Here is a 24222-nt window from a genome sequence, read left to right as displayed (position 1 = left end):
GTTCATTTTCCGGAAACAATCAAAGAATCGTAATATTTTAATATGCTAACAATCTGAAATTTATCAGCTTTTCCGATTTTAATTCCGGATGATTTGATAAATCGTTTAACATCCTCAGATTTATTACCGAAGAGCCTGAGGAATGATTTCCTGTTGTTAAAGGTCAGGAATTTTTCTCCGGTGTTAATGAAATACACTGGGCTGTATAAGTAATTATTCCTGCCCTCTCTGAGATATTCTTTTGATTCGTGTTTAATTACAAACTTAAATCCACCCTCAAAAACCAGTTCATAAAAGCCTTCTTTCAGATTTATTAAGGAAGCCTCAGGTTCCCGGTAGTTTATAAAGTGTATAACATCATCTTCAAAATACAAATAGAATTCATCAACATTATCTTTATTAAGTGCTATCTGCGGGAATCTGAAGTTTAAGGTTCTGCTTGTATCGGAATATACCACTTCATCAAGGTAAGTATCATACTGGAGCGTAAGATTTTCATACTTCCTTGTTTTTGTTATGATGCTGGCAGTTCGTTTCTTTTCATAGAACAAAAGTGGTTTTGCTTTTACCCTTGAATAGTACGATTCATATTCCTTCCCGTTCAAAAACTCTTTTGGCGTTTCAACTTTCGATGAATACAATTTTTTAATATCTTCCTCCTGCTGATCAGATATAGATTGTAATTTGCTATTTGAAGTGCTTAAAGATCTGTTATTTAACAGGTTACCATTTTGACCCTTAAGGGGATTTGTAACCAGAAAAAGGAAAAGCGGAGCAATTGCCGCCATAGTATAGACAGACCGGATTTTCATTACCCGAAATAACAAATTTTTATTGTCTGATCTGCATTTTGACTATTATTTTTTTTTATTCGATAAATTGTAAAATTCTTTTCGGGGGACATATTATAAATATTATTTTTACACAGGTTTCATCATCTATCTATCCCGAATGCATTCAATTCAGTAAAAGTGTATGTCAAAACCAGGTTCAGGGTCTATTATTGTCCTGATTATAATATTCTTGCTTACTACATGTATAGAGCCATATATTCCAAATATTGAGGGATACGAATCACTTCTTGTGGTGGATGGTCTCATCACTGACGAGAACTCTTCTTATTCAGTAAAACTTTCCAGATCAATGAAGGAAGACGGGGAACCAGTTATGGTTTCTGATGCTTCTGTTTCCGTTTCTGATGATATTGGCAACATATTCAACTTTGAAAGTAAAGGAGATGGATTTTACCAATCTGATGTCACCAGGTTTAAGGGAACTGTCGGACGGACTTATACTCTTCATATAACAACAAGTGAAGGTGTAGAGTATAAATCAGATCCATGCATGATGTTTGATGTACCTGACATTGACACTATTTTTTTCGAGAAGGATGAGGTGTTGACGAATAACGGTACAGAGTCGGATATTGGCATTCAGATATATCTGAGATCGAAGGAAGGAGATGATTCGAGATATTACCGCTGGGCGTTTGACGAAACATGGAAATTTAAAGTGCCTACTCCTTCAAGAAGTATATATGTAGATGAGCACCATATCTATATGAATCCTGATGTAAGGGAATATTGCTGGAAGAGCAGAAAATCGGCTGAAATTCTTATTAACAGGACCTATCCTAGTGATACTAAAACCATTCAGAAAATGCCGATTACGTTTATTCCTTCTGACAAATCCGACAGATTACTAATTCATTACAGTATTCTTGTCAGGCAATACTCCATTTCACGAGAAGAGTATGATTTCTGGTATAATTTATCAAAAGTTGATGTAATTGGAGGAGATATTTTTGCTGCGCAGCCCTATTCTGTTTCAAGCAATATTCATGATGTGAATAATTCCGAAAATAAGGTAGTAGGTTATTTTCAGGTTTCTGCTGTTAGGATGAGAAGAAAAGAAATCCCATTCAGAGATATTGTTGGTCTTGAAATGCCATATTATCATTACCCATGCATCAGAATTGAGGATTCGCCTGATATTCTTCCCTGGGTTAAGTTTAATCCACCACTAACATGGGACGATATTCACTATATGTATACAACTTCCGGATACACATTTGTGGAACCGAAATATATCCAGGGTACTCTGAAACTGGACCGGCTGGTGTTCACAAAAATTGAGTGTTCTGATTGCTCTGTTACAGGAACAACAATTAAGCCCGATTTCTGGAAGGACAGTTTCTAATAGATTTTTTGACTTTATTACTTTACAATTCGAGATTCTTTTTGGCTGATATGAGTTAGGTATATAATTAGTATTATTTTTGCTAGCCGGTAAATAATCTCAGTTTAATTTTTACCGGGATAGATTCACAGATTAATGTTTAAATTTTTAACAGGAATTTTTATCGGTCTTCTTTTGGCTATCTCATTTTCGGGATGTGTTGACCCTTATGTGCCGGAATTGAAGGGCTATGAATCGATCCTCGTAGTTGAAGGATTGATTACTGATGACAACTCTTCATACACTGTAAAGTTATCACGATCAGTTCAGGATCAGGATACTGTCCCGGAAGTCATTTCAGATGCAGTCATTTATATTTCTGACGAAAGTGCGAAAAACTTCTATCTCACTAATTTCGGGAATGGACTTTATAAGACTGACAGTACTGAGTTCCGGGGTATGATCGGGAATACATATGTTTTACACATTCAGACGGCAGAGGGAAACTTTTATGAGTCAGAACCATATAAAATGGAGGCAGTTTCTGATATTGACAATATTTATTACGCGCGTGATCAGGAATTAGGTAGTAACGGTACTGTAATGAATGAGGGTTTGAGAATATTCCTCGATTCAAGGGGAGGCATTAATAAGTACTACCGTTGGGATTATGAAGAGACATGGAAATTTAAAGTTCCTTCCCCGAAAAAATATGATTACGTAAATGAAACCATCTTTGTCCCTGTTGCTGATGTAAAGGAGTATTGCTACAAGATGAGAAAATCACAGGAAATTCTTATTTATTCAACTTTTGAAGGCAAGTCTGACAGGGTGGAGGGGCAGAACATTTCATTTATCGATCCTAAGAAATCTGACCGGTTACTTATTCAGTACAGTGTTCTCATGAAGCAGTACTCAATATCTGAAAAGGAGTATGACTTCTGGTATAATATGAAACAGATTAATGAGAAAGGAGGAAGTATTTACTCCATTCAGCCTTTCCCGGTTATCAGTAATATACATAATGTCAACGATCCGGATGAGCGTGTGTTGGGATATTTTCAGGTTTCAGCTGTGAAAGAAAAAAGAAAATTTATTACTTTCAGTGACCTTTCCGGTATGAATTTCCCAATCTACAGAAATCCGTGTAAGCGGGTAGAGATGGCGCCAAAGGATTATCCGAGATCTCTTTATTCTCCCCCGCTAACCTGGGATGATCTGTATGAAATGTATTCAACATCAGGCTATTATTTTGTTGAACCATTCTTCAAAGCCGGGACAGAAGTACTTGACAAAATGGTTTTTGCCAAACCGGAATGTGCTAATTGTGAATTTACAGGAACTATAACAAAACCAGATTTCTGGATAGATTTTAACTGAAATGCAAAACCTGACTCTGTTTGATGAATTTAAAACGTATATCAGAAAAGATGTATTGTTTTTCAGTGCTGTAGTGATTGTTGCCGCTTTATTTAATCAAAAATTATTTTCCCAGGTTATTATTGAAAACCAGGGGGTGACATATAAAGAGAGGCTAATATTAAATACCGATCGCAGTTTATATATAACCGGAGAGAAAGTATGGCTTAAGGTCACAACTTTAAATAGTCTCACCAATACTCCGTCGGACAACAGTAAGGTTGTTTATGTAGAATTCCTTGACAGGAATAACTTCCCACTGAGACAATTAAAAGTAAGAGTTGAGAATCATTCCGGATCTTCAGTTTTCAGCATACCGGAAAACCTGTTATCAGGTAACTATGTTATCAGGGCATATTCAAACTGGATGCAGAACTGGCCTGCGGATCAATTTTGTCATAAAACCATTTCTGTTGTAAATCCATTTGGCAGTTTTGAGAGCCTGGCTCTTCAATCACCTTCATCACTAAATGGTCCTGTTAAAGAAGTTTCCGGGAAAGGAAATACTATCGTTAAACCCGGATCAGAAGATGCCGGGGAGATTCTTTTTAAAATAACTCCGGACAAGTCAGAATATTCCACACGCGAAAAAGTAAAACTTGTGATTGCTGCAACTGACGTTTCGGGTAACCCAATAGAATCTGATCTGTCAGTATCGGTTGCAAAAACCGGTATTGTTAATTCTGAGGAGATGCAGAAATCAGGGTTGGACAATTTGCAGTCATCAACTTCAATGGTTCCGGAAAGTAAAGATCCGAAATATCTTCCTGAGCTTGAAGGTCATCTCATTTATGGTATAATAAGACTTAAAGAGACAGGGGAACCTCTCAGGAACAGCGGTATATCTCTCTCATATGTTGGTAAGATTGCCCGTTGCCAGTTCTCAAGTACAAATAACTTAGGTGAATTCTATTTTGTTGTCAGGGAACCTGGTACAAATGAGATAGTTATTCAGCCAATTAATCCGGATATTACCGGGTACTACATAGATATAAGACAGCCATTCAACAGCAATTTCAGTAACTATCAGCCGTCATTATTCAGAATCGACAGTACCAGTATTGATAAAATAAACAATGCTGTTATAAGTATGCAGATAAATAATCTTTACGAACCTTTCAGGCAGAAAATGCCAGCCACTCCGAAGAAAGCAATTCCTGATTTCTATGGAAAACCGGAGAACACAATTCTTATGGCTGACTATATTGAACTTTCTACAATAAGAGAAGTTGTTAAAGAGATCATTCCAAATGTTTATACCTTAAAGCAGAATGGCAAGCTTGAACTTAAACTGATCAATAAGTTACAAAGTTTGCCGTTCGAAAATAAACCCCTGGTGCTGGTTGATGGTGTCCCAATGTATGATTTTGAGAAAGTACTTGTAATCAATTCAAAGGAGATAGAAAGAGCGGATGTCCTGAACAAGAGATATTTCTTTTCAGAGTATATATTTGACGGGATCTTAAGTTTCGTTACCAAAAAAGGTAATTTGAGCGCCATGGATTTTGATAACACAATATTCAGACAGGTATATGAAGGCTGCTTGCCGAAAGAAGAGTTTTACTCTCCGGAATATTCTACAGATTCATTAAAATCGGGCAGAATCCCTGATTACCGAAACACTCTTTATTGGAGTTCGGATAAATCTACAGATAAGGATGGCAAAACTTTTGTTGAATTTTACACGTCTGACGAGACTACAGACTACACTATCGTTGTCAGAGGGATCTCAGCCGATGGTAAATCAGGTTTTTCAACTGCCTCCCTTAAAGTGAAGCAGGTTCCTTATTAACAAGGGTATATATTATAAAGATAATTACTGCTGCCAGTACTGATACAAGAGCTATCTTAACCCAGCTATAGGGTCTTTCACCCTGCACTTCACCGGTTTTACCATTAATAAGAAACCTGTATACTTTATCTTTATACATATAAGCACTTATCCAGATTGGAAGGAGAATATGCTTGAATGTGATGTTGTTATAAACAGTGTTTAGTGAATGGATCCTCTGGTGGTCACCTCCGATATCTCTGCAGACAGAAGCTCTTATCCTTTCATCCATCTTAATTTTGGCATCATCAAATCCCTCTTTAAGGTCAACCTGGTAACTCTCGGTTTTAAATCCGCTCAGATAACTTTCGCTAAAAGGTAACAGGTCTTCAAGTTCCCATGGTTCAAGTTTTTCCACATACTCCCTTGGAAGTGATTTGCTCGCTACAACCAGCACATCGTCAAATACATTGTCCACATGCCCGCTTACACTGCTCCATCTTATTTTTGTCACTGTACGGGTCTTGACTACCATTTTCCCCTTTTCCATTACTGGTCCGGTCTCTGTGGTTTGATAATTATCTCCCCTTTCTCCGGTATAATCTGAACTGGTATTTGAATCATATGTCCAGTATGGTATGTACAGGCCGGTCAGCTTATCAAGCTGTCTGGCATATTGCTTCAGTTTGTTCGGGGCGAACCATAGCTTATTTATCCAGAGACGGAACTGTTCAAAAGCCCTCTCCTGAGTTATCGAAAACGGTAATAGTGCCTTTGGCTGAATAGAGTGAGTGGAAGTAGCATTTTTTATTACAAGAGGGGACCCGCAGCAAGGACAGGAATCGGAAACTACATTTGGATTGAATGTTGTTTGTGCTCCGCAGCCATTACACTTAATTGTAACAACTTCCTGAACAGCTGATTCTTTCTCAAAATTGCTGAGAAACTGCTCAAAATCGAGTTCTTCTAATACCTGTGTCGAAACCTCTATTTCATTCTCTGTTCCGCATGCCGGACATTTAAGATGATTTGTTCCCGGGGCAAACTGAAGTTTGCCTGAACAACCTTTGCAGACCGTCTCTTTCTGGATGGTGTCAGCTGTTATATATTCTTTTGACATATACTACCAATGATGCGTAAGGCGTTGTATATTAATAGTTAAGCCCCTTCCCTTAAACAATAAGGGAAGGGGTTGGAATTATTTTAGTTATTATTTTGGAGGAAGTGGCGGAGGTACAGCCCCGAAAATATCTGTTAAATCAGCCTGTGTTCCAGCGGCAGACCATTGACCCATTCCCTGTTTCCATACAAGCGTTTCTTTTGTTATCTGTCCCTGGGCAGCCATCTGTTTAAGAGCGTTCAGATCGTAAGGTCCTGACTGTTGTCCGTTCACCGCAACAAAATAAGTTACAGCGCCTGGCACCGGAGGTGGACCTGCCTGTTGCTGCGACTGACCGGGTCCCATTGAGCCCATCTGACCCATCATAGCGTTGGCCATGCCAAAACCCATTCCCATGCCCATTCCAGCAGCGGCACCACCGCCAGCAGGGTTTTTCGCTGCTGCTTCCATCGACTCTGCTACCTGGAATTGAGTAAACTTGCTCATATCACCGATAATGCCCATGCTTGAACGCTTATCGAGTGCGGCTTCAACGTTTTCAGGAAGTGTTATACTGGCAACAAGGAATTTTAACAGATCAATACCATATTCGAGGAATTCCGGTTTCATTTTGTTTTCGCAGAATTTTGAGATCTCATCAAAATTTGATGCCATATCAAGAACCGGGATCTTGCTTTCACCAATGGCATCTGTGAATCTTGTAACAGCAACATTCCTCAATTGGTTGGAAATGCTCTCTGTAGTGAAGTTGCCATCGGTACCTGCAATTGTTTTAATGAAGAGACCGGGATCGGAGATCTTCATGGCATAGTTTCCATTGGCTCTGATTCTGATTGGACCAAACTCCGGATCTCTCAGCATTACCGGGTTAGGTGTACCCCATAACAGATCTGTAAACTGTTTAGTATTTACGAAATATACCTCTGCCACGAACGGGCTGTTAAAGCCATATTTCCATCCCTTCAGAGTGGTAAGTATCGGAAGGTTTTGGGTGTTAAGCGTATATAGGCCCGGAGTGAATATATCAGCAAGCTGACCTTCGTTTATAAAAACTGCGACCTGCGATTCCCTGACTGTCAGTTTAGCTCCTGTTTTTATTTCGTTCTGAAATCTCTCAAAACGATGAACCATTGTGTTATTTGTAGGGTCGAGCCATTGGATAATGTCGATAAATTCCCCGCGGATCTTATTAAATAGTCCCATAAAATCTCCTTTAAAAATTATTATTCAGAATAAGAATTTAAGTATAAATATTACAGCTCCCACCCCTTTCTGTATTCCCTGACAAGGAGTTTGTTAGCAGCTTCATTATTAGTTATCTTCCTGGTAACCGGATCAAATTCAACTCTTGTTCCGGCACGAACTGAAACTATACCAAGGTTTATCATTGTGGAAAGCGCTTCTGCTGAAGCAAAATTTCCCGGAGTATTTTTCGACCCGCCCCTGCAGGCTGCAATCCATTCCTCAAACTTCGGTGGTAAAGCCCCGATCCTTGGTGCCGTAGGTGCTGCCTGACCGGCAGCTGCCTGTGGTGGACGTTGTCCCATCCCTCGTGCTGCAGGCGGAGTGTAGTTTTCACCCATATAGGTTTTCATTTTACTTTCAGGTAATAACCTCCCATCAAGGATCTTGCCTTTGTCGCCTATGTACAAAATTCCGGAATTCCCCATCAGTTTTTTATCTTCCTCCAGCTCAGGAATTGCCGGTGGTCTCATACCTCCGTCATACCAGTATACATCAATTGGTCCTCTTGATCCTTTTGCATTATAATGTACGCGAATCGTTTCGGCAAGAGGAAATGAAAAGTCATTTGGAAAAGCACCTGTAGCGAAGTTCTGTGTTCTGCAACCCTTGCTGCCAAATCCTTCAGCCCATGCAGGAACATCAAGGTCCCAGGCATCGCAGACTGTCCACATAGTATAGTGACCCATATCAGCAAATGATCCTCCGCCGAAATCATACCATCCTCTGAATAGTGTATGAGTGTAGTCAGGGCTATAAGGACGGTCAGGAACCGGGCCCAGCCACATCTGCCAGTCAAAACCAGCCGGTACAGGAGGCAAATTCTTCGGCATTTCAATATTTTGTGTCCACATTGGTCTTGCGGACCATTCATGAACTTCTTTTAATGTGCCAATGGCGCCATCTGCAACCATTTTTTTAATCTGTTCACTTGACTGGTAGCTGTTGAAGGGCATGAAGTAGGTAGCTACGCCAGTCTCTTTTGCAGTTTTTATAACCAGGTCAGATTCATACATCCTGTTTGCCAGAGGCTTATGAGTAATTACATGTTTGCCTTTTTTCATTGCTGCTATGGCAATTGTGGCATGCAGGTGATCAGGTGTCATTATCTTCACTGCATCTATATCTTCTTTTTCGAGCAGTTCCCTGAAGTCGTTGTAAGCTTTTACTGACGGGAACTTATCGGCAGCTCTCTGATTGGCATAAAAGGTTTCGATAACCTCTTTCATTACCATACGTCCGCCCGGGACATAATTAATACCATCCCTCCATTTTGGATTACTCACCAGGTTCCTGATTGTATTCAGGGTTCCAGTTGGTACACTGGTCCCGTTTCCGAAGTTCAGATAATTCCTTCCGTCTGTTTCAGGGTCGCATACTGCAACAATCTGCAGATCGGGGCAATTGATAAGAGGTCCAAGCTCAGCGTGACCCTGCATACCGCATCCGATATGAGCAAGTCTGATCTTGTCATTTGGAGCTACAGAACCGAATTGCTTCCCCAGTACATTCTTAGGGACAATAGTGAAAGCGGTAACTGCTGCCGCAGTACCAACAAATTTTCTTCTGGTTAACATGCGTTTGATTTGTTTTTCCATGATTTAAGTCCTCCCGGTTGATTAGGTAAATGAAGTTCCTGCATTTAAATATACAAAGATTATTTAATATACAGGAAATAAGATGATTGTTTTAATGCCGGCTGAGTAGCAAAGACTAATGCCAGAAATACCAAAGACTATAAAAACTCAATCCTCTCTGTAATGACTCCGGGGGACTATTTAAAATCAGCAGGAACATTCACAAATTGAGAGAATAGAGATAAGAGTGCTCGCTCATTTACTTGGGCAAAGTGTGAGTGTGGGAGCGGGAGCGAGGAAAACAGAGAGAGAGCTCGAGTTCGAGCTGACTCGCTCTCACTCTCACTCTCACTCTGTTTTCAGTACCCGGAGCCGGACTTGAACCTATTTTATCTCATTTGACTTCATTATACTAATATATCAGATATACAGCATATTAAAGATATTTGTTTGTTTATTAGATTTCACTTTATTACATTTGAGTAATTATTAGCACCTAATTAGCACCTACTTTTAGTTTATGTAAAGAGGTATAAAACACTCAAATATGGCACAAATAGTATTTTATCTTAAATCAGAAAAGCTCGATAAACAAGGTAAGGTTTCTCTCCTGGCTCAAATAACCAGCGATTATAAACCCTATAGAATGAAGTTGGGAAAAGTACGAGTCCGTGACTGGAATAAAAAAAACCAGAGATTAAAGCTTTCTTCAGTAACTTCAAAAGAGTATGATGAAAACTCAAGAATGAATTCATTTATTGATGAAGTTGAATCACAGGCCAGAATACTGTTTAATAAGGTTACAAAAGAAAGAAGGAAGCCATCAGATTTTGAGTTGACAAATCTTCTGAATATTCCTGAGGTATCTACTGTCCTTAAATCTACTTCAGTAATGGATGTTTTTGACGATTTTATCGAATCAAACAAATCGGATAAAGCTAAAAATACCATAAAAGGATATACAACTATTAAAAACTTCCTGATAAGATTCCAAGATGGTACAAATTATACTTTAACTTGGGAGAATATGGATGTAAAGTTTATTGATAAACTTAAGAAATACACATATTTAACTGAGAAGAAACAACTTAGTTATTATGCAAAGATTACAAGAGTCCTATCGACATTTCTTCATTGGTCTGAAGACCGGAATTATTATCACGATAATATTTATCCTAAACTAAAATCTGAAGAAGCTGAAAAAGAGGTTGTTTTTCTAAGTATGGATGATTTAATGGTGTTAATGGATTATAAATTTGAAATAAGCCGATTACAAAAAGTTCGTGATCTATATTGCTTTGCTTCCTTTACAGGGCTTCGTTACAGTGATGTGGTTTCATTAAAGCGTGAGCATATTAATAATAAGATGTTAACTAAAACACAAGTCAAAACTGGGTATGTTAAAATGATACCTTTGAACGACTTTGCTCTCAAAATCCTTAAGAAATATGAAGAAGATGAAAATCCATTACCAAGAATGTCGATCCAAAAAATCAATGATTACATAAAGGAATGCTGTAAAGCCATAGCACAAAAGCAATTGCCAAATACCGGCTTTAATGTGCGGGTGATAAAAAAAACTGTGATAGGTAGTGAAACCACGGAAGAGTCACTTCCTCTACATGAAGCAATAACCTTCCACACGGCAAGAAAAACCTTTATTACAAATAGCATAATGTTAGGAGTAAACATAAAAGCATTACAGGATATGGGAGCTCCTAAAAAAGAAAAGGATCTTAGAAAATACTTAAAGATTACAGATGCATTCAAAAGCCAGGTAATGGACAATACCTGGAATGTTTTGAGTTTAAACCATATACCAAAAGAGCTTATTTCTCAAAATTAAAGTTCTGCTGTTTTTTTTTCTCACAAGCTAGGTCAAAATCTGAATCAATAATGTTTGTAGATTTATATTTGGTTCAAAAGTTAGCATTACTTTTTAATAGACTATAAACCCCAATTATTAAGGTTTATCATACAGTAATAAGTAATGGCAAGAAGCAACGCCCTTTCAAGAACAAATGGGCATAAGGCTAACCAAGAAGCTCGATTAAGAAAATAGATTGTTTGACTATTTCCTCACTTGAAGGGAATTCTCCAAACACCAATAGTCTGAAATCATTTTCATATGAATATTTTATCTGATCCCAGATTACAGTAAAATTTTTAAACAGAGGTGATTCCGTGTAATCGGAGTTATACCAATTCTCCGGATCAAAAAACCTGGTTTTTTCCTCCTCAAACATTCTTATAAAATCTGCTCTGAACCTTGATATATTCTCAGGATCTTGGAATGCTGGAGTATTTATTAAGTAGTAGATATCGTAGAAATGCCGGACTTTAGCTCTTATTCTTTCAACACCATCATCATAGAAAGAAAGCCTGATTAGCGAAAGAATTTTTTCAATAAGGGTAATCCTTGGATCTAAAACAAGTAGTTCGAATGGATGGAGATTAAATTCAGTAAGTGGTCCAATGTTTTCAGTCTCGGTTAGAAATTGAGCTATCATGGAGTTTACTGGATGTAAATTATACGGAACAGGGTTGGCAAATGAATTGATCTCAAGTATTAATTTGTCATGAAGGCCAATTGAATCATTTTTTGTAATCCTATCGTAATTGTAAGCTGTCTTCCGGAAGTTTTTCTGTTTACTTGTTAAGTTTGGAATTTCTATTTCAGTGAAACCTGAAGTTAATTCTTTCTCCACCTTCCTGATCATAACTCTCTGCTGAGTTTCTGTCTGTCCTTTTGATTTTAGGATTGCAAGATCTACATCCTCAGAAAATCTATTTATCAACTTATGAACCTTTGAAAGTGAGGTTCCTCCCTTAAAAATTACCTTATTTTTGAACTCAGACTGAGAAAGTCTTTTAAGAATAAGAGTAACCCAGTAATCTTTTTCTACAAATTCATCTCTGATCCCGAGATGCTCACTGGCGGCTCGTATTGCATCACTAAAAGTTTCTTTGTTTTCATGCAGTGTCATGATATTCTCCATTTTAGTTTATTATTCAGTACTGCCTCACTAATATTAAAGTTATATTCAGAAACAGTATTTAATGACTCAAGTAGCTGCTTTGTATTATTTTTTGAACTTATCTGGTCAACTATTGCCCCTGTCAGAGCTCTGGTCCCGGGATTGTATTTTAGAGCATATTTGATTAAAAGATCAAGATTTTTTTCTGGCAACATTCCGATTATCGGAATTAACCTTTGGCATGATTTAGAAACGTCTGAATCCGGAATCCTTTTTATGAATCTGATGGCATCAAGTATTTGAAGAATATTAATATTATCACTGGTGATTGTATTTTTCTGCCTGATGAACCGGATATTATATTTCCCTCTTTTTTTAGGTTTCTTGTCAATATTTGTTCCAATCTGGATGGTATTCGATATCTGTGTTGTTAGCCCAAGTTTATTAAATGCACTAATCCCGGTAAGATACCCTATTATCTTTTTATCGTCTTCAAGAAGATCTTTTACAATCTGATATTCTGCTGGCCTAAGCGATCCGAATTGTGATATTTCAGGTTTATAGAACTGTCCTTTTGAGAGCCTGACTATTTTCCCTGCTGAGACCAATCTGTTTAATGACATTTTAAGGGCACTCAGATTTTTCACCGGTATATCAAAATCACTATAGGTGAAGACATAACCAGTCTTAAACCTGTTAATCTTATTTATAACTATATCAGATACTTTCATCGAATTGTCGGTTTATTGCAAATATATGAAATGTGACGTATTTACCGGCAAAAACGTCACATATATTTTTTATATAGAGTAAAAGCATTTTTTTCTCACAAGCAACATCAAATTTCGATTTATAGTTTTAACACTTAAAATTACTTAGTCCCAAAGAGATGAATTTGTTGACACAGGAATTTAGCTGAGTATATCATCCGTACTTTATTTGAAGAAATGAAGAAGTTTTTAAGGGAAAAAACGTGATTAAGAATTTTTTCAAATACAAAATAGGTGTTAGTCACTACCATTTCGGCGCAAAAGCCCATACCGAAATGATTGATTATACATTTTTGCTCCCATGCAAAAATGAGATGGGAAGAGATAGGAATTATTTGTGAATACTGATAAGCCCCTGAAAAACAATAAACTATAATAATCAAATAAGCATCATTTATTATTAAAACAGGTATTGTTAATTGCTTGTAACATACAGATTATGAATGAGAAAGATTAAAAATATTTTGAAAAAAGATCTTAAAATGTTTGGATAACATCATTAATATTTGTAAATTTATGTATGTTAAGTAATTGACATACAGCGTTTAGAGTTTCATTTGAAACCATATTTAATTTGAATTTAGAAGGTGAGGCACACCGTAAAAACTGACTAACAAAATGAAAAAAGAACAGCTTCAGGAGATGTTTAACGAGATGTTAAACCGCAAATTAGATGAATCTTGGGAAAAACCTTGGTTCGTTCCTGTGACTCAAAATTCAGCCGCTACAAATTACAAGACCGGCCACCAGTACAAAAACGGAAATTTTATCTTTCTGCTTTTCGCTTCAATGTTTAAAAATTTCAGTACTCTTCAGTTTATGACTTTTAAACAGGGATTAAGCCTGGGTTATCTTGTAAACAAAGGAAGTGAAGGCTTACCGGTATATTTTTACAGTTTTTCATTTTACAAGATGGTAAACGGGCAGAGAAAAAATCTTCCTGAAAGTCCATATAATACCTGGACAACAAAGCAGTTAAACGATGCTAAGATTATAAAGCTTCCGTTTATTAAAATTCATCACGTTTTTAATGTAGCTCAGTTTTCAAACATCCAGACCGGAAAAAGCTTACAAACAGTGATCAATAACACTTTGTTAAATGAGACAGAAGGCAAAGGAAATATTAACTCAAATCCTGAAAGAATTCTGGAAGGTTGCGAAAAAGTTCTTAATGGCTGGGAATGCAAAATTAATCTGGTCCCCGGTTCAGATCGTTGTTTTTATAGTCCGATGGAAGACCTTATTCAGCTAACTGACAGACCGCAATTTAAAAACAATGAGTTTTTTTATGCTACGATGTTACATGAAATAACACACAGCACCGGCCACGAAATCAGAACCGGGAGAATAAAAAAGTTTAATGAGAGCTATAAAGACCATAAACAGGCCTATGCAATTGAAGAACTGGTGGCAGAAATAAGCTCCGCCTTCATTATGGCCAGCAATAATTTTGCTCCTGAACAGCAAAAAATTAACTCAGCTGTTTATCTGCAGGGCTGGAAAGAGAGCCTGAAAGAAGATGAAAATCTGGCTTTCAAAGTATGCGGTGAAGCTTACAAAGCTATCAGTTATATAGCTGAAAGATTTCCTGAAGCAGTTCCACATTTCAATATTAAATCAGAAAGCCATAACGAGGTTGAAGAAGTGGAAGAAGTTGAAATGGTCAGTTAAAAAAAAGCGGGGGTGGGAACCCCATCCCCGCTTACTTTTTTTAAACTTTTAATTATAAAAAGGTGAGACACACCGAAAAAACTGTTTAATCTTATGAACTTTATTAATGCAAAATTCAAAAGCAAATGCGCTGAGACAGGCGCAACAATCGCAAAAGGCGAAAACTGTTTATTTGACAGGATTAGGTAAAAGGTTTACTGCAGATCTTCAGAATTTCTGGCGCGGACAGAAACACTGCTCTGGCGAAACGCTTTTTGATAATTTTTGCCAAACAAATAATATTTAATTTAACCTGAAAGGTGAGACACACTGGAAAAACTGTGTAAAACATGGAAAATTTAGAAAATGTAAAACCCGAAAAAAGATCCTTAAACAATGAGTTTTTAGGATTCCGGGGATCTGAAAATTATTACAGACATTCATCCATTTTTTCAAAATTCTTTTTAACTGATGGGGTGAAGCATATAACTGATAAAATAGGACTATGCTGGTTTTTAGACACGGTTCTTTCTTATCAGGGTGAAAGGGTGGTTAAGTCTATAAAGTTTCAAATTTGGACCCTTGAGAGGATTACAGAGGGAGAAAACGCCGGGCAGTGGAAGGTTGTCATGTATTTAGATAAAACGCCTGTTATAAAGCAGCTTTTTAGTTCAATTTCGTTAACTGATGATTACGAAGAAAATTTTGACGTCTTTAAAATCTACCTGGCTGATAATGTTCTGTTTCTTCCGTCAGAAAACTAGGCGGGCGGATGGCCAGCCGTTAACATCGAGAAACGGCTGGCCATTAATGTTTTTGACCATGGGACGATAAAAATCTTAAATTTGTGGAAACGATGGAAACAGATATGAAAGAGGTAATTTTCAGAAACGACTGGAACCAGCTTGGGGAAAAACAAATCGTGGGTGTATTTAATGAACACTTCACCGGTGTTACAATTCAACCTGGCGAGAGTATTATCAAGCGCTTAAAAATGATGGAGGTTTGCACCCTTGAGATTCTGGAGGACAGGAGCAGCTCCACTGTTTACCGTATCCGACAGACTGATGAAGTCTTCCATGTCTTCCAGCCTGACGGGAAACTATTTAGTTACACGACCGAAGATTATTACCTGCAGAAGCCAATTGATGATCTTGTAAAAGAATACTCTAAGAAAGATCCAATCTTTAAAATTGAAAAGGTCAGCGATTTCAAAGAGATCATTCATCATTTAAAAACTCCAAAATTCCGTGCTCTGTTTGTCGATGGGACGTATGATAAGATGGAATGGATCGATCAGCCGCCGGAAGATATAACTCAAATAGAGAAGCTTATGAAAAAGATGGGTGCTTTTTACACATCTTACGTTAAAAAATAGCTGTATGCCCAAAAGGAATTTTAATACAAATTTAACCAGGCAGGAGAGGGAACGGATCGGGGAACTGGTTTAAGCTCTGCGGAGCGACTCAGGGATTAGTCAAAAGGATATGGCTTTTAAGGTTGGGGTTTCTCCGGCGCGAATCAGCCAGATCGAGAAGGGAATGTTAGACTATCGAGTAGACACGTTGATAGTAGTAATGGGTCACTTTGGGCGTAAGATATGTTTTATGTGATATTTCTTAGACTTTCTAAAAGAGCTGAGCATCTTCATGAGTCTTTCACCCTACTTTTTTGGTGTGATCCTAATTTCTGTAAATATCAGAAATTTTACATTTACCTCTTTCTCTGGCCAAAGTTGATTAATTTAATCCTCAAACGTGATTACTAAGGTTTATCCTTCCTTTATTCACTTTATGTCTTAATAAGTTTGCTAGAACTGTTGAAATTAATCGAATACTTCGGATTAAACGACCTCTATGTTTCATATATTTGTGTATATTCTTCCTGCTATGAAAAATGATCGATTCGATAATATTATCAATGAAATTGTTGATCAGTATGCTTATGCTGACAACACACAAAGACCTTGGATTATAGGATTCAGTGGTGGTAAGGATTCTACAGTCTTACTTACTTTAGTGTGGAAGGCGCTTGTAAGGATAAAAGAAACATTCCCCTTCCCATTTCAGTTGAGAAGGCAGATATATGTAGTTTGTAATGATACGATGGTAGAAAATCCAATCATTACGGAATACGTATTTGACGTTCTGAGGTATATAGAAAGAGCTGCTAAGGAACAGGATTTACCAATTTTTGTTAAAACCACAACTCCGAAACTAGAGGACAGCTTTTGGGTTAATGTTCTTGGTAAGGGATATCCTGTCCCAAATAGTTCATTCAGATTTTGCACAGAGAAACTTAAAATCAAACCAACATCCAAATTTATTCTTGATCAGGTCGATGAGATGGGAGAAGCAATTGTACTCATCGGAACACGATCTTCTGAAAGTGCCAGCCGAGCTAAATCTATTAAGAAGCATGAAATCAAGGGGAGAAGACTTACCAAACATCCATTAAATCCCAACACTTTTACTTATGCTCCAATAAAGGAACTATTACTTGAAGAAATTTGGTATCTTATAAATTCTTTCCCTTCACCATGGGGTTATGATAATTCTCGACTATTTCAGATTTATTCTGATGCAAGTGCAGATGATTATGAATGCCCTACTTTAGTGACGAATAAAGACCATTCTTCATGTGGACAGAGTCGATTTGGATGCTGGATCTGTACTGTAGTTAAGGAAGATAAGTCAATGAGAGCTTTAATTAGTAATGGTTTCAACTGGCTCCAACCTTTGTTGACTTATAGAAATGATCTTAATGCTGGAAGGAATGTATCAGAAAACCGTCGACCAGAAAGGAGAAATGGTCAAAATGCAGTTGATGAGACTGGACATAATCAAGGTAATTATACGGATGTATATAGAGCAAAAATGCTTAGAAAGCTACTTGAAACTCAAAAATTGGTTCAAGAAACGAAACCTCATATAGAGTTGATTTCGAGTCAAGAGTTAATAGCTATCCAGGTTACTTGGTACCGAGATGGAATATTTGATTTCAAAGTAAGTGATATTTATAGTTCTGTATATGGACGTGAAATTTTTATTGATAACATGAAATTCAAAGAAAAGATTATTCTTGAAGAAATTTGCCAATCTAATCCTCAAGACTATCATTTGATAAATGATCTTTTATCACTTCAAAGAAGTAAAACGATATTAATGAATAATTATGGCCTGCAATCAGATCTTGAAAATCGCTTAATTAAAGCTTATAAATTGAAGAAATAATGTTTATTAATGATATAATATTAAGGAATTTTAGGATATACAAGGGGGATCATCGAATTTCATTTGAACCCGGAAACAAGAAAAATGTATATGTAATTTCGGGAGATAATGGATTTGGGAAAACAACCATCTTAACCTCACTAGTTTGGTGTTTGTATGGTAAATTAATGGGTGATGTTGATGAGAAATTTAAAAGAGAAATTGCTGACTCCCTAGGTTATAAGAATTTTGCTATTACAAATTTAAATAAATCACTTTTACTCAAAAGTAGTCTTTATGAAATAGGGGATGATGAAAAAAATAGCATAATTAAAAATGGATATTTAAATTTAGACCCTCTTCATTCAGAATTTAAAGCTTACAACGAATATTCGGTTTCTGTTGTACTTTCTGGTGTTTTTCTTCCCACTGTACAATGTGACAAACTTACAATAACTCGTTCATACGATGTTTTTCTAGGAAAGGAATCTATATCAATCTTAGTCGACGGTAAGGAGAACGAATTAACAAAAGAGGTAGGTCCGGAAATATTTATAAATGATTTTATTCTTTCAAGGGAGATTGCTAAGTTTTTCTTTTTTGACTCAGAAAAAATTGTATCATTAGCTGAAATGAAATCTATTGAAGATAAAAGGAAATTAAGTATTGCTTATAGTGAAGTTTTAGGGATTAAGAAATACGAGGATTTGAAAAATAACTTGGAAAATCTGAGGATAAAATTTCGACGGAAATCTGCTGATTTGAATGACCGTAATAAATTAAATAAACTACTGAAGGAGTGTGAAGATCTGGAGAAGCTTATGGATCTTTTAAAAAATAAGCAAATTAATAATGATGTTGAAATATTAAATAAGCGCCAAATTTCTGAACAATATCAAGAAAAATTAATTCGCGAGGGGAATGGGATAAGCGTTGAAGATCTGATAAAAGCAAAAGCTTTAAAAGATGAACTGAAATCGAAAGATATTCAAATTAAAAATAAACTTAAGGAATTGTTGGAACTAGCCCCATTTGCTATTGCCGGTAAAAAATTTATCAATACGTATAATCAAGTTATTCTTGAAAAATCTAATATTCAGGGTAATTATGATAATACCAAACTCAATGATAGGATTAAAAAAATTCAAAAAGAATTAAGTAAACGACTCAAAAATAAGTCAAATGGGTTTAATAACACCAAGGTGTCTAAAATAATCGAGGAAGTTTTCAACGATTATCTGTTTGCGAATAGCCCAGCCCATGAGAATACTTCTTCACTCTTAGATTTCACTTCTAATGAGTCTGAAGAATTCAAATCGATTTATGAGAATATTAAGTTTTCTTATAATCACATATTCAGGCAGTTGGTCAAAGATGATAAGAATAATAAAATATTTCTTTCTAAGACAGTTCGAAAAATTTCTATGGCAGAATCAAATGAAAATGATTTATTAATAAAAGAAATACGTTCTGCAAAAGCAAAAGTTGATAAAGGGATTCTAGATCTTGAGAAGGATAATCGAAAAATTTCGGAGGATATTGGCAGTTTTCAAAGAGAACTTACAATTAAGAATAAACTAAAAGCTGAATTATCTAAAAAAGTGAGTGTTGATGAGAGTGATAAGTTAAAAGATGAAACTGCTGCAAGATTGATCATTGAGTTGGATGAATTCTTAGTCAGATTAAAAACTGAGAAAAAAGGTTCATTAGAATTTAATATAAAGCATGAACTTAATCGACTCATGCATAAGTCTGATTTTATTGATAGTGTAGTTGCCGATATAAAAGGAGATATTATCGATATCAATTTATTCGACAAGGAGAAAATTGAAATTAAAAAAGAAAAACTCTCCAAGGGTGAACAACAACTTTATGCCACAGCAATACTTAAAGCACTTGTTGATGAATCTGAAATTAAGTTTCCTATTTTCATTGATAGTCCACTCCAAAAGTTTGACAAGAAACATTCAAATAAGATTGTTACTGAATTTTATCCAAGTATTTCAGAACAAGTAGTAGTTTTTCCGTTACTTGGAAAAGAATTGTCTGCAGACGAATATTCAGCTTTGCTTCCATGTGTTCAAGGAGCGTATGTTATTCAAAATCAACTTAACTATTCGTTAATTCAAGAAATTGTTCCTGAGACATTATTCAACAACATACAAGAAATCCATGTTTACTCATATAAAGACATCAAAAAAGAATAAGTTAATAGTTACTGACCTTAGCCGTAAGCTAAATCTGGGGACAGAGAATATTGTTGCTAGAATCGCCTTTGCTTATTCAATTTCAAAAGATAGAAAATTTACTGTTATTGAGATAAAAGATTCTCAAGGTAAGGAATACAGCAAAAATGTTCTTTTTGGGAACAACTATCCATTTTATTTAGCACTTCTATGTACACACTATGGAATACATAAAACCAATCGAGATATTCCAAAATATTTTAAGATACATATTGATGATGGTCTAGAACTTTTAGATCAAGAACTTAAATCAAATCCGAATTTAAATGGATTTGATTTTATAACTGAGAAAATAGAAAATGGATTGGCTGAAATAAATTTTTAGATGTTAAAAGATGTCCCTTTTAATATTGTCTATACAACTGGAGAATTTGAACCTGCAGAATTCTTCTTAGATGGTCTATTAGAAAGTAATCAATTTGATCTTGCTTTGGGTTATTTTAGTTCTTCAGGAATTCAGGCACTTTCATTGGGTTTTGCATATTTTATCTATAATGGAGGCACGATGAGAGTACTAATTAATGATACTCTCTCATTTAAAGATAAAGAAGCAATTCTACATGGCATTGCTGATCCGACTCCAGAAATGCTTGGTTTTGAAGAGGAGATTACTAGGGATGTTTTGAAACTTGCTGAAGTACTATCGAAATTTGATTTGCACTTTTTTAAATGCCTTTCTTGGTTGATTTCGACAAAAAGAATTGAATTTAAGGCCATTGTACCATTAAACGAATCGATTGGAATTGCCCATCATAAATTTGGGATTTTCAAGGATAAAAATAGAAACAAAATTGCATTCACTGGGTCTACTAATTTTTCCCGGCAAGCTTTATTTAATAACTTAGAGTCAATAAGTTGCTTTAAATCTTGGACAGAGGAAAAAACAGAAAATGAAAGATTGAATTATTATGATAAACTTTTTTCCAAAATCTGGGATGGTCTGTCCACGGCAACAAAATTGATCCCAATTGAAAAGGTTAAGACTATTATTACAAATAATTTTCAAGTTAATAACATTGACGAATTGATCGAAGAGGAAATTAATCTAATTGAAGATTTTAGGAGCAGGGGAATTACATCACCTTCACTTGCTTACAAGCTTAGTATATTATTGGACCGCTTTAAAAAGGAAGAATTACATCCTCATTTTCCAGATCATAAAGAACCTTGGAGTTATCAAAATGAGGCCCTTTCGAATTGGGAAAAGGCTGGAAATGTTGGGTTTTTCGAAATGGCAACAGGAACTGGAAAGACCATAACTGCATTGAATTGTGCACTAAAGTTATATAACATTGAAAAGCAAATACAAGTATTAGTCTTAGTTCCCACAATTACTCTAGCTGAACAATGGAAAACAGAAATTGAGGCTTTTAGATTTGATAATATTATTATCGCTAACAGTAGAAATCCAAACTGGGCTGAAATTATTATTCAGCAAATCAATAAGTCTCTTCTAACTTCCTCCTCCTCATTTATTATTACGACTTATGCCACTTTTAACCTTCCAAGATTTCAAGCAGTTATTACTCGATTATCACCATCTACGTTAATAATTGCAGATGAAGCTCATAACCTAGGAACATTTAAAACACAAAAGAATTTTCCACTCAAGTTTAAACGACGAATTGGATTATCTGCAACACCAGAAAGGCATTTTGATGATGATGGTACTAAAAGCATTCTTTCTTTTTTTAACGCTCTTGAAAAACCGACATTTGAATTTAGTATGCAGGAGGCTATTGATAAGGACTTTCTTTGTAAATATTACTATTACCCTAAAGTAGTTGAACTTACCGACATTGAACTAGAGGAATATATTAGAATCTCAAAGAAACTCTTAAAGTTCTTTAACTCAACAAGAAAGGATTTTATTAATAATCCCATAGTTAGTGCTTTGTTGTTAAAAAGAAAAAGAATTATTCATAAAGCTCAAAGAAAGCTTCAGGTATTTCGCGAGTGTTTGGAACAAATCTTACTTTTAAAAGGGAAGATTAACTTTACATTAGTCTATGTACCAGAAGGAAAGTCTAATTCAATAGATCAGGAGGATAGAATTTTGATAAATGAATATTCAAATGTATTATCAAATGAGTTTGGAATTAAGCAACATCAGTTTATTGGGGCAACAAAAGATAGAGAGGAAATTCTAAGTCAGTTTGCTTTAGGGAAGATTCATGTTTTGACAGCTATGAAATGCCTGGATGAAGGAATTGACGTAAAACGTACTGAAGCCGCAATTTTTTGCGCAAGCACTAGTAATCCAAGGCAATTTATTCAGAGAAGGGGAAGAATCTTGAGAAAACATCCTGATAAAAAGATAGCATATATTTATGATATGATAGTAGTCCCGGAGCTTAGTGAGGTGAATTTTTCTTATAGTATTGGAATGGAACGTACTATTCTGCAGAATGAATTGAATCGGGTTAGAGAATTTGCGTCAATGGCTGAAAACAAATGGCAGGCGTTGAAGTCCTTGGAGGAAGTAGCATCTTTATATAACATTGATATATTTTCAACATAAAATCTATTCTTATGGCAATAAAAAATGCAGAGGTAATGCGACAAATTGAAGAGATGTTGCATGAACTCAAAAAACAGGACAAACAACAATATAACATTGTTCTTGCATTGCTGAGCGAAACATTTGTAGAATACAATACAGGCAAGAGCAAAAGTATTGATAAAAAATTGTATGAGATGATAGATGTTGAAGTAAGGTTTAAAACGGCTAAGAACTAAATATATGATCATAAGAAGAATTGAAATAGAAAATTTTCTTTCCTATTATGGGAAGAATAATTTCGAATTCGAGATTGGACCATCAATTATAATCGGCCAGAATAATACGGGGAAATCAAAACTGTTTGATGCTTTTAATTGGGTTCTTTTTGATCGTGCTTATAAGACAGAGATTGAGAAATGGGAGTGTACAAAGGATTGGGGGAAAGAGATTATAAATAATCTTGCTAAAAAAGAATGCAAAGCTGGAGGAACAGCTGAAACTTCAGTAAGTATACTATTTAATGATGAGGAAGAGAATAAATACTATTTAACTCGAGAATTCAGAATCAAAAAAAACAATGATAAAACTTGGGAAATTCCCAGAAATAGTGAACTATCATTAAGTATTACTGAGGCTATAACAGGAAACAGTAAGAATTATTATGAAAATGATGCTGAGGAATATTTGAAATCTATATTTCCGGAAAACCTTTCAAAATATTTTCTTTTCCAAGGTGAAAGTATAAGTCAGATAATGAGTTTGAATAGTCGATCAGCATTTTCTAAAGCTCTGACTGATTTGTCAAGAATAGAGGTTTTTGAGAGTGCAAAAAGGTATACAGAGAAGGTTGTTAAAATCTGTAAAAAAGAATTTGAAGAGAAGGAAGATTCAGATAAAGCGCTGCAAACAAAAAAGAATGACTTGTCCTTAGATATTCAAAAATTTAAAATAGACCTTGGTGATCAAGATGATCTCTTTAATAATAAATGCCGAGAAAGAGACATCGCAAAAACAGTTTTTGACAAAAAAAGTGATGAACTTAAAAAATATGAGGAGTGTGCCAAAATTCTACGAGAGATTGATTATTTGCAGAGCCAGTGGCAGCAAAGAAATGAACTCCGCCAAGCAATAGTTGATTCTCAGAAAAGGGAAATTTTTGATCGTTGGATGTATGCTGGTACTGAAAACATATTAAAATCCTTTCTAGATTTTTATAAAAGAAATAAAACTGACAAAAAAATTCCGGAACCTATCCGACAAGAATTTATAAAAGAAATGCTTGAGGATAAAAAATGTAAAGTCTGCCTCACCTTGGCACCATTAGGTTCTAGGGAGTATAAAAATATTCAAAGCCATTTAAGTGATAAATCACTTGATAAAGAAACTGAACTAATAAATCAGTTGAGTATGGTTGCGGATAATATGCAGGACAAAGTAAATAATATAGTCTCTGAACTACAGAAATATTACGAAAAATTGGAAAAAATTGATGAGGAGATTAAAACTTTAATGAAAAGAAAAAAGCTAAAGATGATGAATTAAAAACTGTTAAGCCG

20 protein-coding genes are annotated in these 24222 nt (G+C 35.6%); 14 read left to right on the top strand and 6 right to left on the bottom strand.

Annotated features, from left to right (window positions below; genetic code table 11):
- Nucleotides 1-2 precede the first annotated feature (2 nt).
- Nucleotides 3-812 (bottom strand): hypothetical protein, encoded by an 810-nt coding sequence (locus IPJ16_00455; protein ID MBK7625670.1) that lies wholly within the window; start codon nucleotides 810-812, stop codon nucleotides 3-5.
- A 163-nt stretch (nucleotides 813-975) separates the two neighbouring features.
- Here IPJ16_00455 and IPJ16_00450 point away from each other — a divergent pair, with 163 nt between their 5' ends.
- The 3 genes from IPJ16_00450 (at nucleotide 976) to IPJ16_00440 (ending at nucleotide 5389) form a co-directional block, all read left to right on the top strand.
- Nucleotides 976-2199, top strand: coding sequence for a DUF4249 domain-containing protein (locus IPJ16_00450; protein ID MBK7625669.1), 1224 nt, complete (start codon nucleotides 976-978; stop codon nucleotides 2197-2199).
- Nucleotides 2200-2334: 135 nt separating this feature from the next.
- The gene (locus tag IPJ16_00445) at nucleotides 2335-3558 is read left to right on the top strand and encodes a DUF4249 domain-containing protein (protein MBK7625668.1); all 1224 of its coding nucleotides are present in this window, start codon (nucleotides 2335-2337) and stop codon (nucleotides 3556-3558) included.
- A gap of 1 nt (nucleotide 3559) precedes the next feature.
- Nucleotides 3560-5389, top strand: coding sequence for a hypothetical protein (locus tag IPJ16_00440; protein MBK7625667.1), 1830 nt, complete (start codon nucleotides 3560-3562; stop codon nucleotides 5387-5389).
- Here the strand turns inward: IPJ16_00440 and IPJ16_00435 are convergent.
- The 3 genes from IPJ16_00435 to IPJ16_00425 form a co-directional block, all read right to left on the bottom strand.
- The gene (locus tag IPJ16_00435) at nucleotides 5364-6458 is read right to left on the bottom strand and encodes a hypothetical protein (protein ID MBK7625666.1); all 1095 of its coding nucleotides are present in this window, start codon (nucleotides 6456-6458) and stop codon (nucleotides 5364-5366) included. The genes IPJ16_00440 and IPJ16_00435 overlap by 26 nt on opposite strands.
- Before the next feature lie 120 nt (nucleotides 6459-6578).
- Complete coding sequence (locus tag IPJ16_00430) at nucleotides 6579-7691, bottom strand: SPFH domain-containing protein (GenBank protein ID MBK7625665.1); 1113 nt, start codon at nucleotides 7689-7691, stop codon at nucleotides 6579-6581.
- A 50-nt stretch (nucleotides 7692-7741) separates the two neighbouring features.
- On the bottom strand, nucleotides 7742-9307 hold the full coding sequence (locus IPJ16_00425) for a Gfo/Idh/MocA family oxidoreductase (protein MBK7625664.1): 1566 nt from the start codon (nucleotides 9305-9307) through the stop codon (nucleotides 7742-7744).
- A 547-nt stretch (nucleotides 9308-9854) separates the two neighbouring features.
- Between IPJ16_00425 and IPJ16_00420 the strand changes: the two genes are divergently transcribed.
- Nucleotides 9855-11153, top strand: a complete 1299-nt coding sequence (locus tag IPJ16_00420) for a tyrosine-type recombinase/integrase (protein ID MBK7625663.1) — start codon at nucleotides 9855-9857, stop codon at nucleotides 11151-11153.
- 187 nt (nucleotides 11154-11340) lie between these two features.
- On the opposite strand, the gene IPJ16_00415 is transcribed toward IPJ16_00420, so the two are convergent.
- Together IPJ16_00415 and IPJ16_00410 are read right to left on the bottom strand one after the other, a co-directional pair.
- Nucleotides 11341-12306, bottom strand: a complete 966-nt coding sequence (locus IPJ16_00415; GenBank protein MBK7625662.1) for a nucleotidyl transferase AbiEii/AbiGii toxin family protein — start codon at nucleotides 12304-12306, stop codon at nucleotides 11341-11343.
- The gene (locus tag IPJ16_00410) at nucleotides 12291-13016 is read right to left on the bottom strand and encodes a hypothetical protein (protein MBK7625661.1); all 726 of its coding nucleotides are present in this window, start codon (nucleotides 13014-13016) and stop codon (nucleotides 12291-12293) included. The genes IPJ16_00415 and IPJ16_00410 overlap by 16 nt, the downstream gene beginning before the upstream one ends.
- Before the next feature lie 657 nt (nucleotides 13017-13673).
- On the opposite strand from IPJ16_00410, the gene IPJ16_00405 reads away from it, so the two are divergent.
- The 10 genes from IPJ16_00405 (at nucleotide 13674) to IPJ16_00360 (ending at nucleotide 24208) form a co-directional block, all read left to right on the top strand.
- Nucleotides 13674-14726, top strand: coding sequence for a DUF1738 domain-containing protein (locus IPJ16_00405; protein ID MBK7625660.1), 1053 nt, complete (start codon nucleotides 13674-13676; stop codon nucleotides 14724-14726).
- 329 nt (nucleotides 14727-15055) lie between these two features.
- On the top strand, nucleotides 15056-15469 hold the full coding sequence (locus IPJ16_00400; protein ID MBK7625659.1) for a hypothetical protein: 414 nt from the start codon (nucleotides 15056-15058) through the stop codon (nucleotides 15467-15469).
- Nucleotides 15470-15552: 83 nt separating this feature from the next.
- Complete coding sequence (locus IPJ16_00395; GenBank protein MBK7625658.1) at nucleotides 15553-16083, top strand: hypothetical protein; 531 nt, start codon at nucleotides 15553-15555, stop codon at nucleotides 16081-16083.
- Nucleotides 16084-16192: 109 nt separating this feature from the next.
- Nucleotides 16193-16318 carry a hypothetical protein gene (locus IPJ16_00390; protein MBK7625657.1) on the top strand — a complete coding sequence of 42 codons (126 nt, stop codon included), beginning with the start codon at nucleotides 16193-16195 and terminating at the stop codon, nucleotides 16316-16318.
- Nucleotides 16319-16594: 276 nt separating this feature from the next.
- On the top strand, nucleotides 16595-17938 hold the full coding sequence (gene dndC / locus IPJ16_00385) for a DNA phosphorothioation system sulfurtransferase DndC (protein ID MBK7625656.1): 1344 nt from the start codon (nucleotides 16595-16597) through the stop codon (nucleotides 17936-17938).
- Nucleotides 17938-20124 carry an AAA family ATPase gene (locus IPJ16_00380; GenBank protein ID MBK7625655.1) on the top strand — a complete coding sequence of 729 codons (2187 nt, stop codon included), beginning with the start codon at nucleotides 17938-17940 and terminating at the stop codon, nucleotides 20122-20124. Before dndC ends, IPJ16_00380 begins: the two co-directional genes overlap by 1 nt.
- Nucleotides 20090-20488 (top strand): DndE family protein, encoded by a 399-nt coding sequence (locus tag IPJ16_00375; GenBank protein MBK7625654.1) that lies wholly within the window; start codon nucleotides 20090-20092, stop codon nucleotides 20486-20488. The genes IPJ16_00380 and IPJ16_00375 overlap by 35 nt, the downstream gene beginning before the upstream one ends.
- Nucleotides 20489-22684: a DEAD/DEAH box helicase family protein gene (locus tag IPJ16_00370; protein ID MBK7625653.1), complete on the top strand. Its 2196-nt coding sequence runs from the start codon at nucleotides 20489-20491 to the stop codon at nucleotides 22682-22684.
- Between the two features lie 35 nt (nucleotides 22685-22719).
- Nucleotides 22720-22902, top strand: coding sequence for a hypothetical protein (locus tag IPJ16_00365; GenBank protein MBK7625652.1), 183 nt, complete (start codon nucleotides 22720-22722; stop codon nucleotides 22900-22902).
- Nucleotides 22903-22906: 4 nt separating this feature from the next.
- A complete protein-coding gene (locus IPJ16_00360) occupies nucleotides 22907-24208 on the top strand; it encodes an AAA family ATPase (protein ID MBK7625651.1) in 1302 nt (433 codons plus the stop codon).
- Nucleotides 24209-24222 lie beyond the last annotated feature (14 nt).

This window comes from Bacteroidales bacterium, from assembly GCA_016709865.1.
Classification (GTDB): Bacteria; Bacteroidota; Bacteroidia; order Bacteroidales; family VadinHA17; genus LD21.
This window is presented reverse-complemented; position numbering and strand designations above follow the sequence as displayed.

Excerpts from the sequence above, each read along its gene's own strand:
- IPJ16_00410 (MBK7625661.1), bottom strand. The coding sequence starts at position 13,016 with ATGAAAGTATCTGATATAGTTATAAATAAGATTAACAGGTTTAAGACT.
- dndC (MBK7625656.1), top strand. The coding sequence starts at position 16,595 with ATGAAAAATGATCGATTCGATAATATTATCAATGAAATTGTTGATCAG.
- IPJ16_00415 (MBK7625662.1), bottom strand. The coding sequence starts at position 12,306 with ATGGAGAATATCATGACACTGCATGAAAACAAAGAAACTTTTAGTGAT.
- IPJ16_00455 (MBK7625670.1), bottom strand. The coding sequence starts at position 812 with ATGAAAATCCGGTCTGTCTATACTATGGCGGCAATTGCTCCGCTTTTC.
- IPJ16_00400 (MBK7625659.1), top strand. The coding sequence starts at position 15,056 with ATGGAAAATTTAGAAAATGTAAAACCCGAAAAAAGATCCTTAAACAAT.
- IPJ16_00430 (MBK7625665.1), bottom strand. The coding sequence starts at position 7,691 with ATGGGACTATTTAATAAGATCCGCGGGGAATTTATCGACATTATCCAA.
- IPJ16_00445 (MBK7625668.1), top strand. The coding sequence starts at position 2,335 with ATGTTTAAATTTTTAACAGGAATTTTTATCGGTCTTCTTTTGGCTATC.
- IPJ16_00450 (MBK7625669.1), top strand. The coding sequence starts at position 976 with ATGTCAAAACCAGGTTCAGGGTCTATTATTGTCCTGATTATAATATTC.
- IPJ16_00360 (MBK7625651.1), top strand. The coding sequence starts at position 22,907 with ATGATCATAAGAAGAATTGAAATAGAAAATTTTCTTTCCTATTATGGG.
- IPJ16_00420 (MBK7625663.1), top strand. The coding sequence starts at position 9,855 with ATGGCACAAATAGTATTTTATCTTAAATCAGAAAAGCTCGATAAACAA.
- IPJ16_00425 (MBK7625664.1), bottom strand. The coding sequence starts at position 9,307 with ATGTTAACCAGAAGAAAATTTGTTGGTACTGCGGCAGCAGTTACCGCT.
- IPJ16_00365 (MBK7625652.1), top strand. The coding sequence starts at position 22,720 with ATGCGACAAATTGAAGAGATGTTGCATGAACTCAAAAAACAGGACAAA.
- IPJ16_00375 (MBK7625654.1), top strand. The coding sequence starts at position 20,090 with ATGTTTACTCATATAAAGACATCAAAAAAGAATAAGTTAATAGTTACT.
- IPJ16_00440 (MBK7625667.1), top strand. The coding sequence starts at position 3,560 with ATGCAAAACCTGACTCTGTTTGATGAATTTAAAACGTATATCAGAAAA.
- IPJ16_00370 (MBK7625653.1), top strand. The coding sequence starts at position 20,489 with ATGTTAAAAGATGTCCCTTTTAATATTGTCTATACAACTGGAGAATTT.
- IPJ16_00380 (MBK7625655.1), top strand. The coding sequence starts at position 17,938 with ATGTTTATTAATGATATAATATTAAGGAATTTTAGGATATACAAGGGG.
- IPJ16_00390 (MBK7625657.1), top strand. The coding sequence starts at position 16,193 with ATGGCTTTTAAGGTTGGGGTTTCTCCGGCGCGAATCAGCCAGATCGAG.
- IPJ16_00405 (MBK7625660.1), top strand. The coding sequence starts at position 13,674 with ATGAAAAAAGAACAGCTTCAGGAGATGTTTAACGAGATGTTAAACCGC.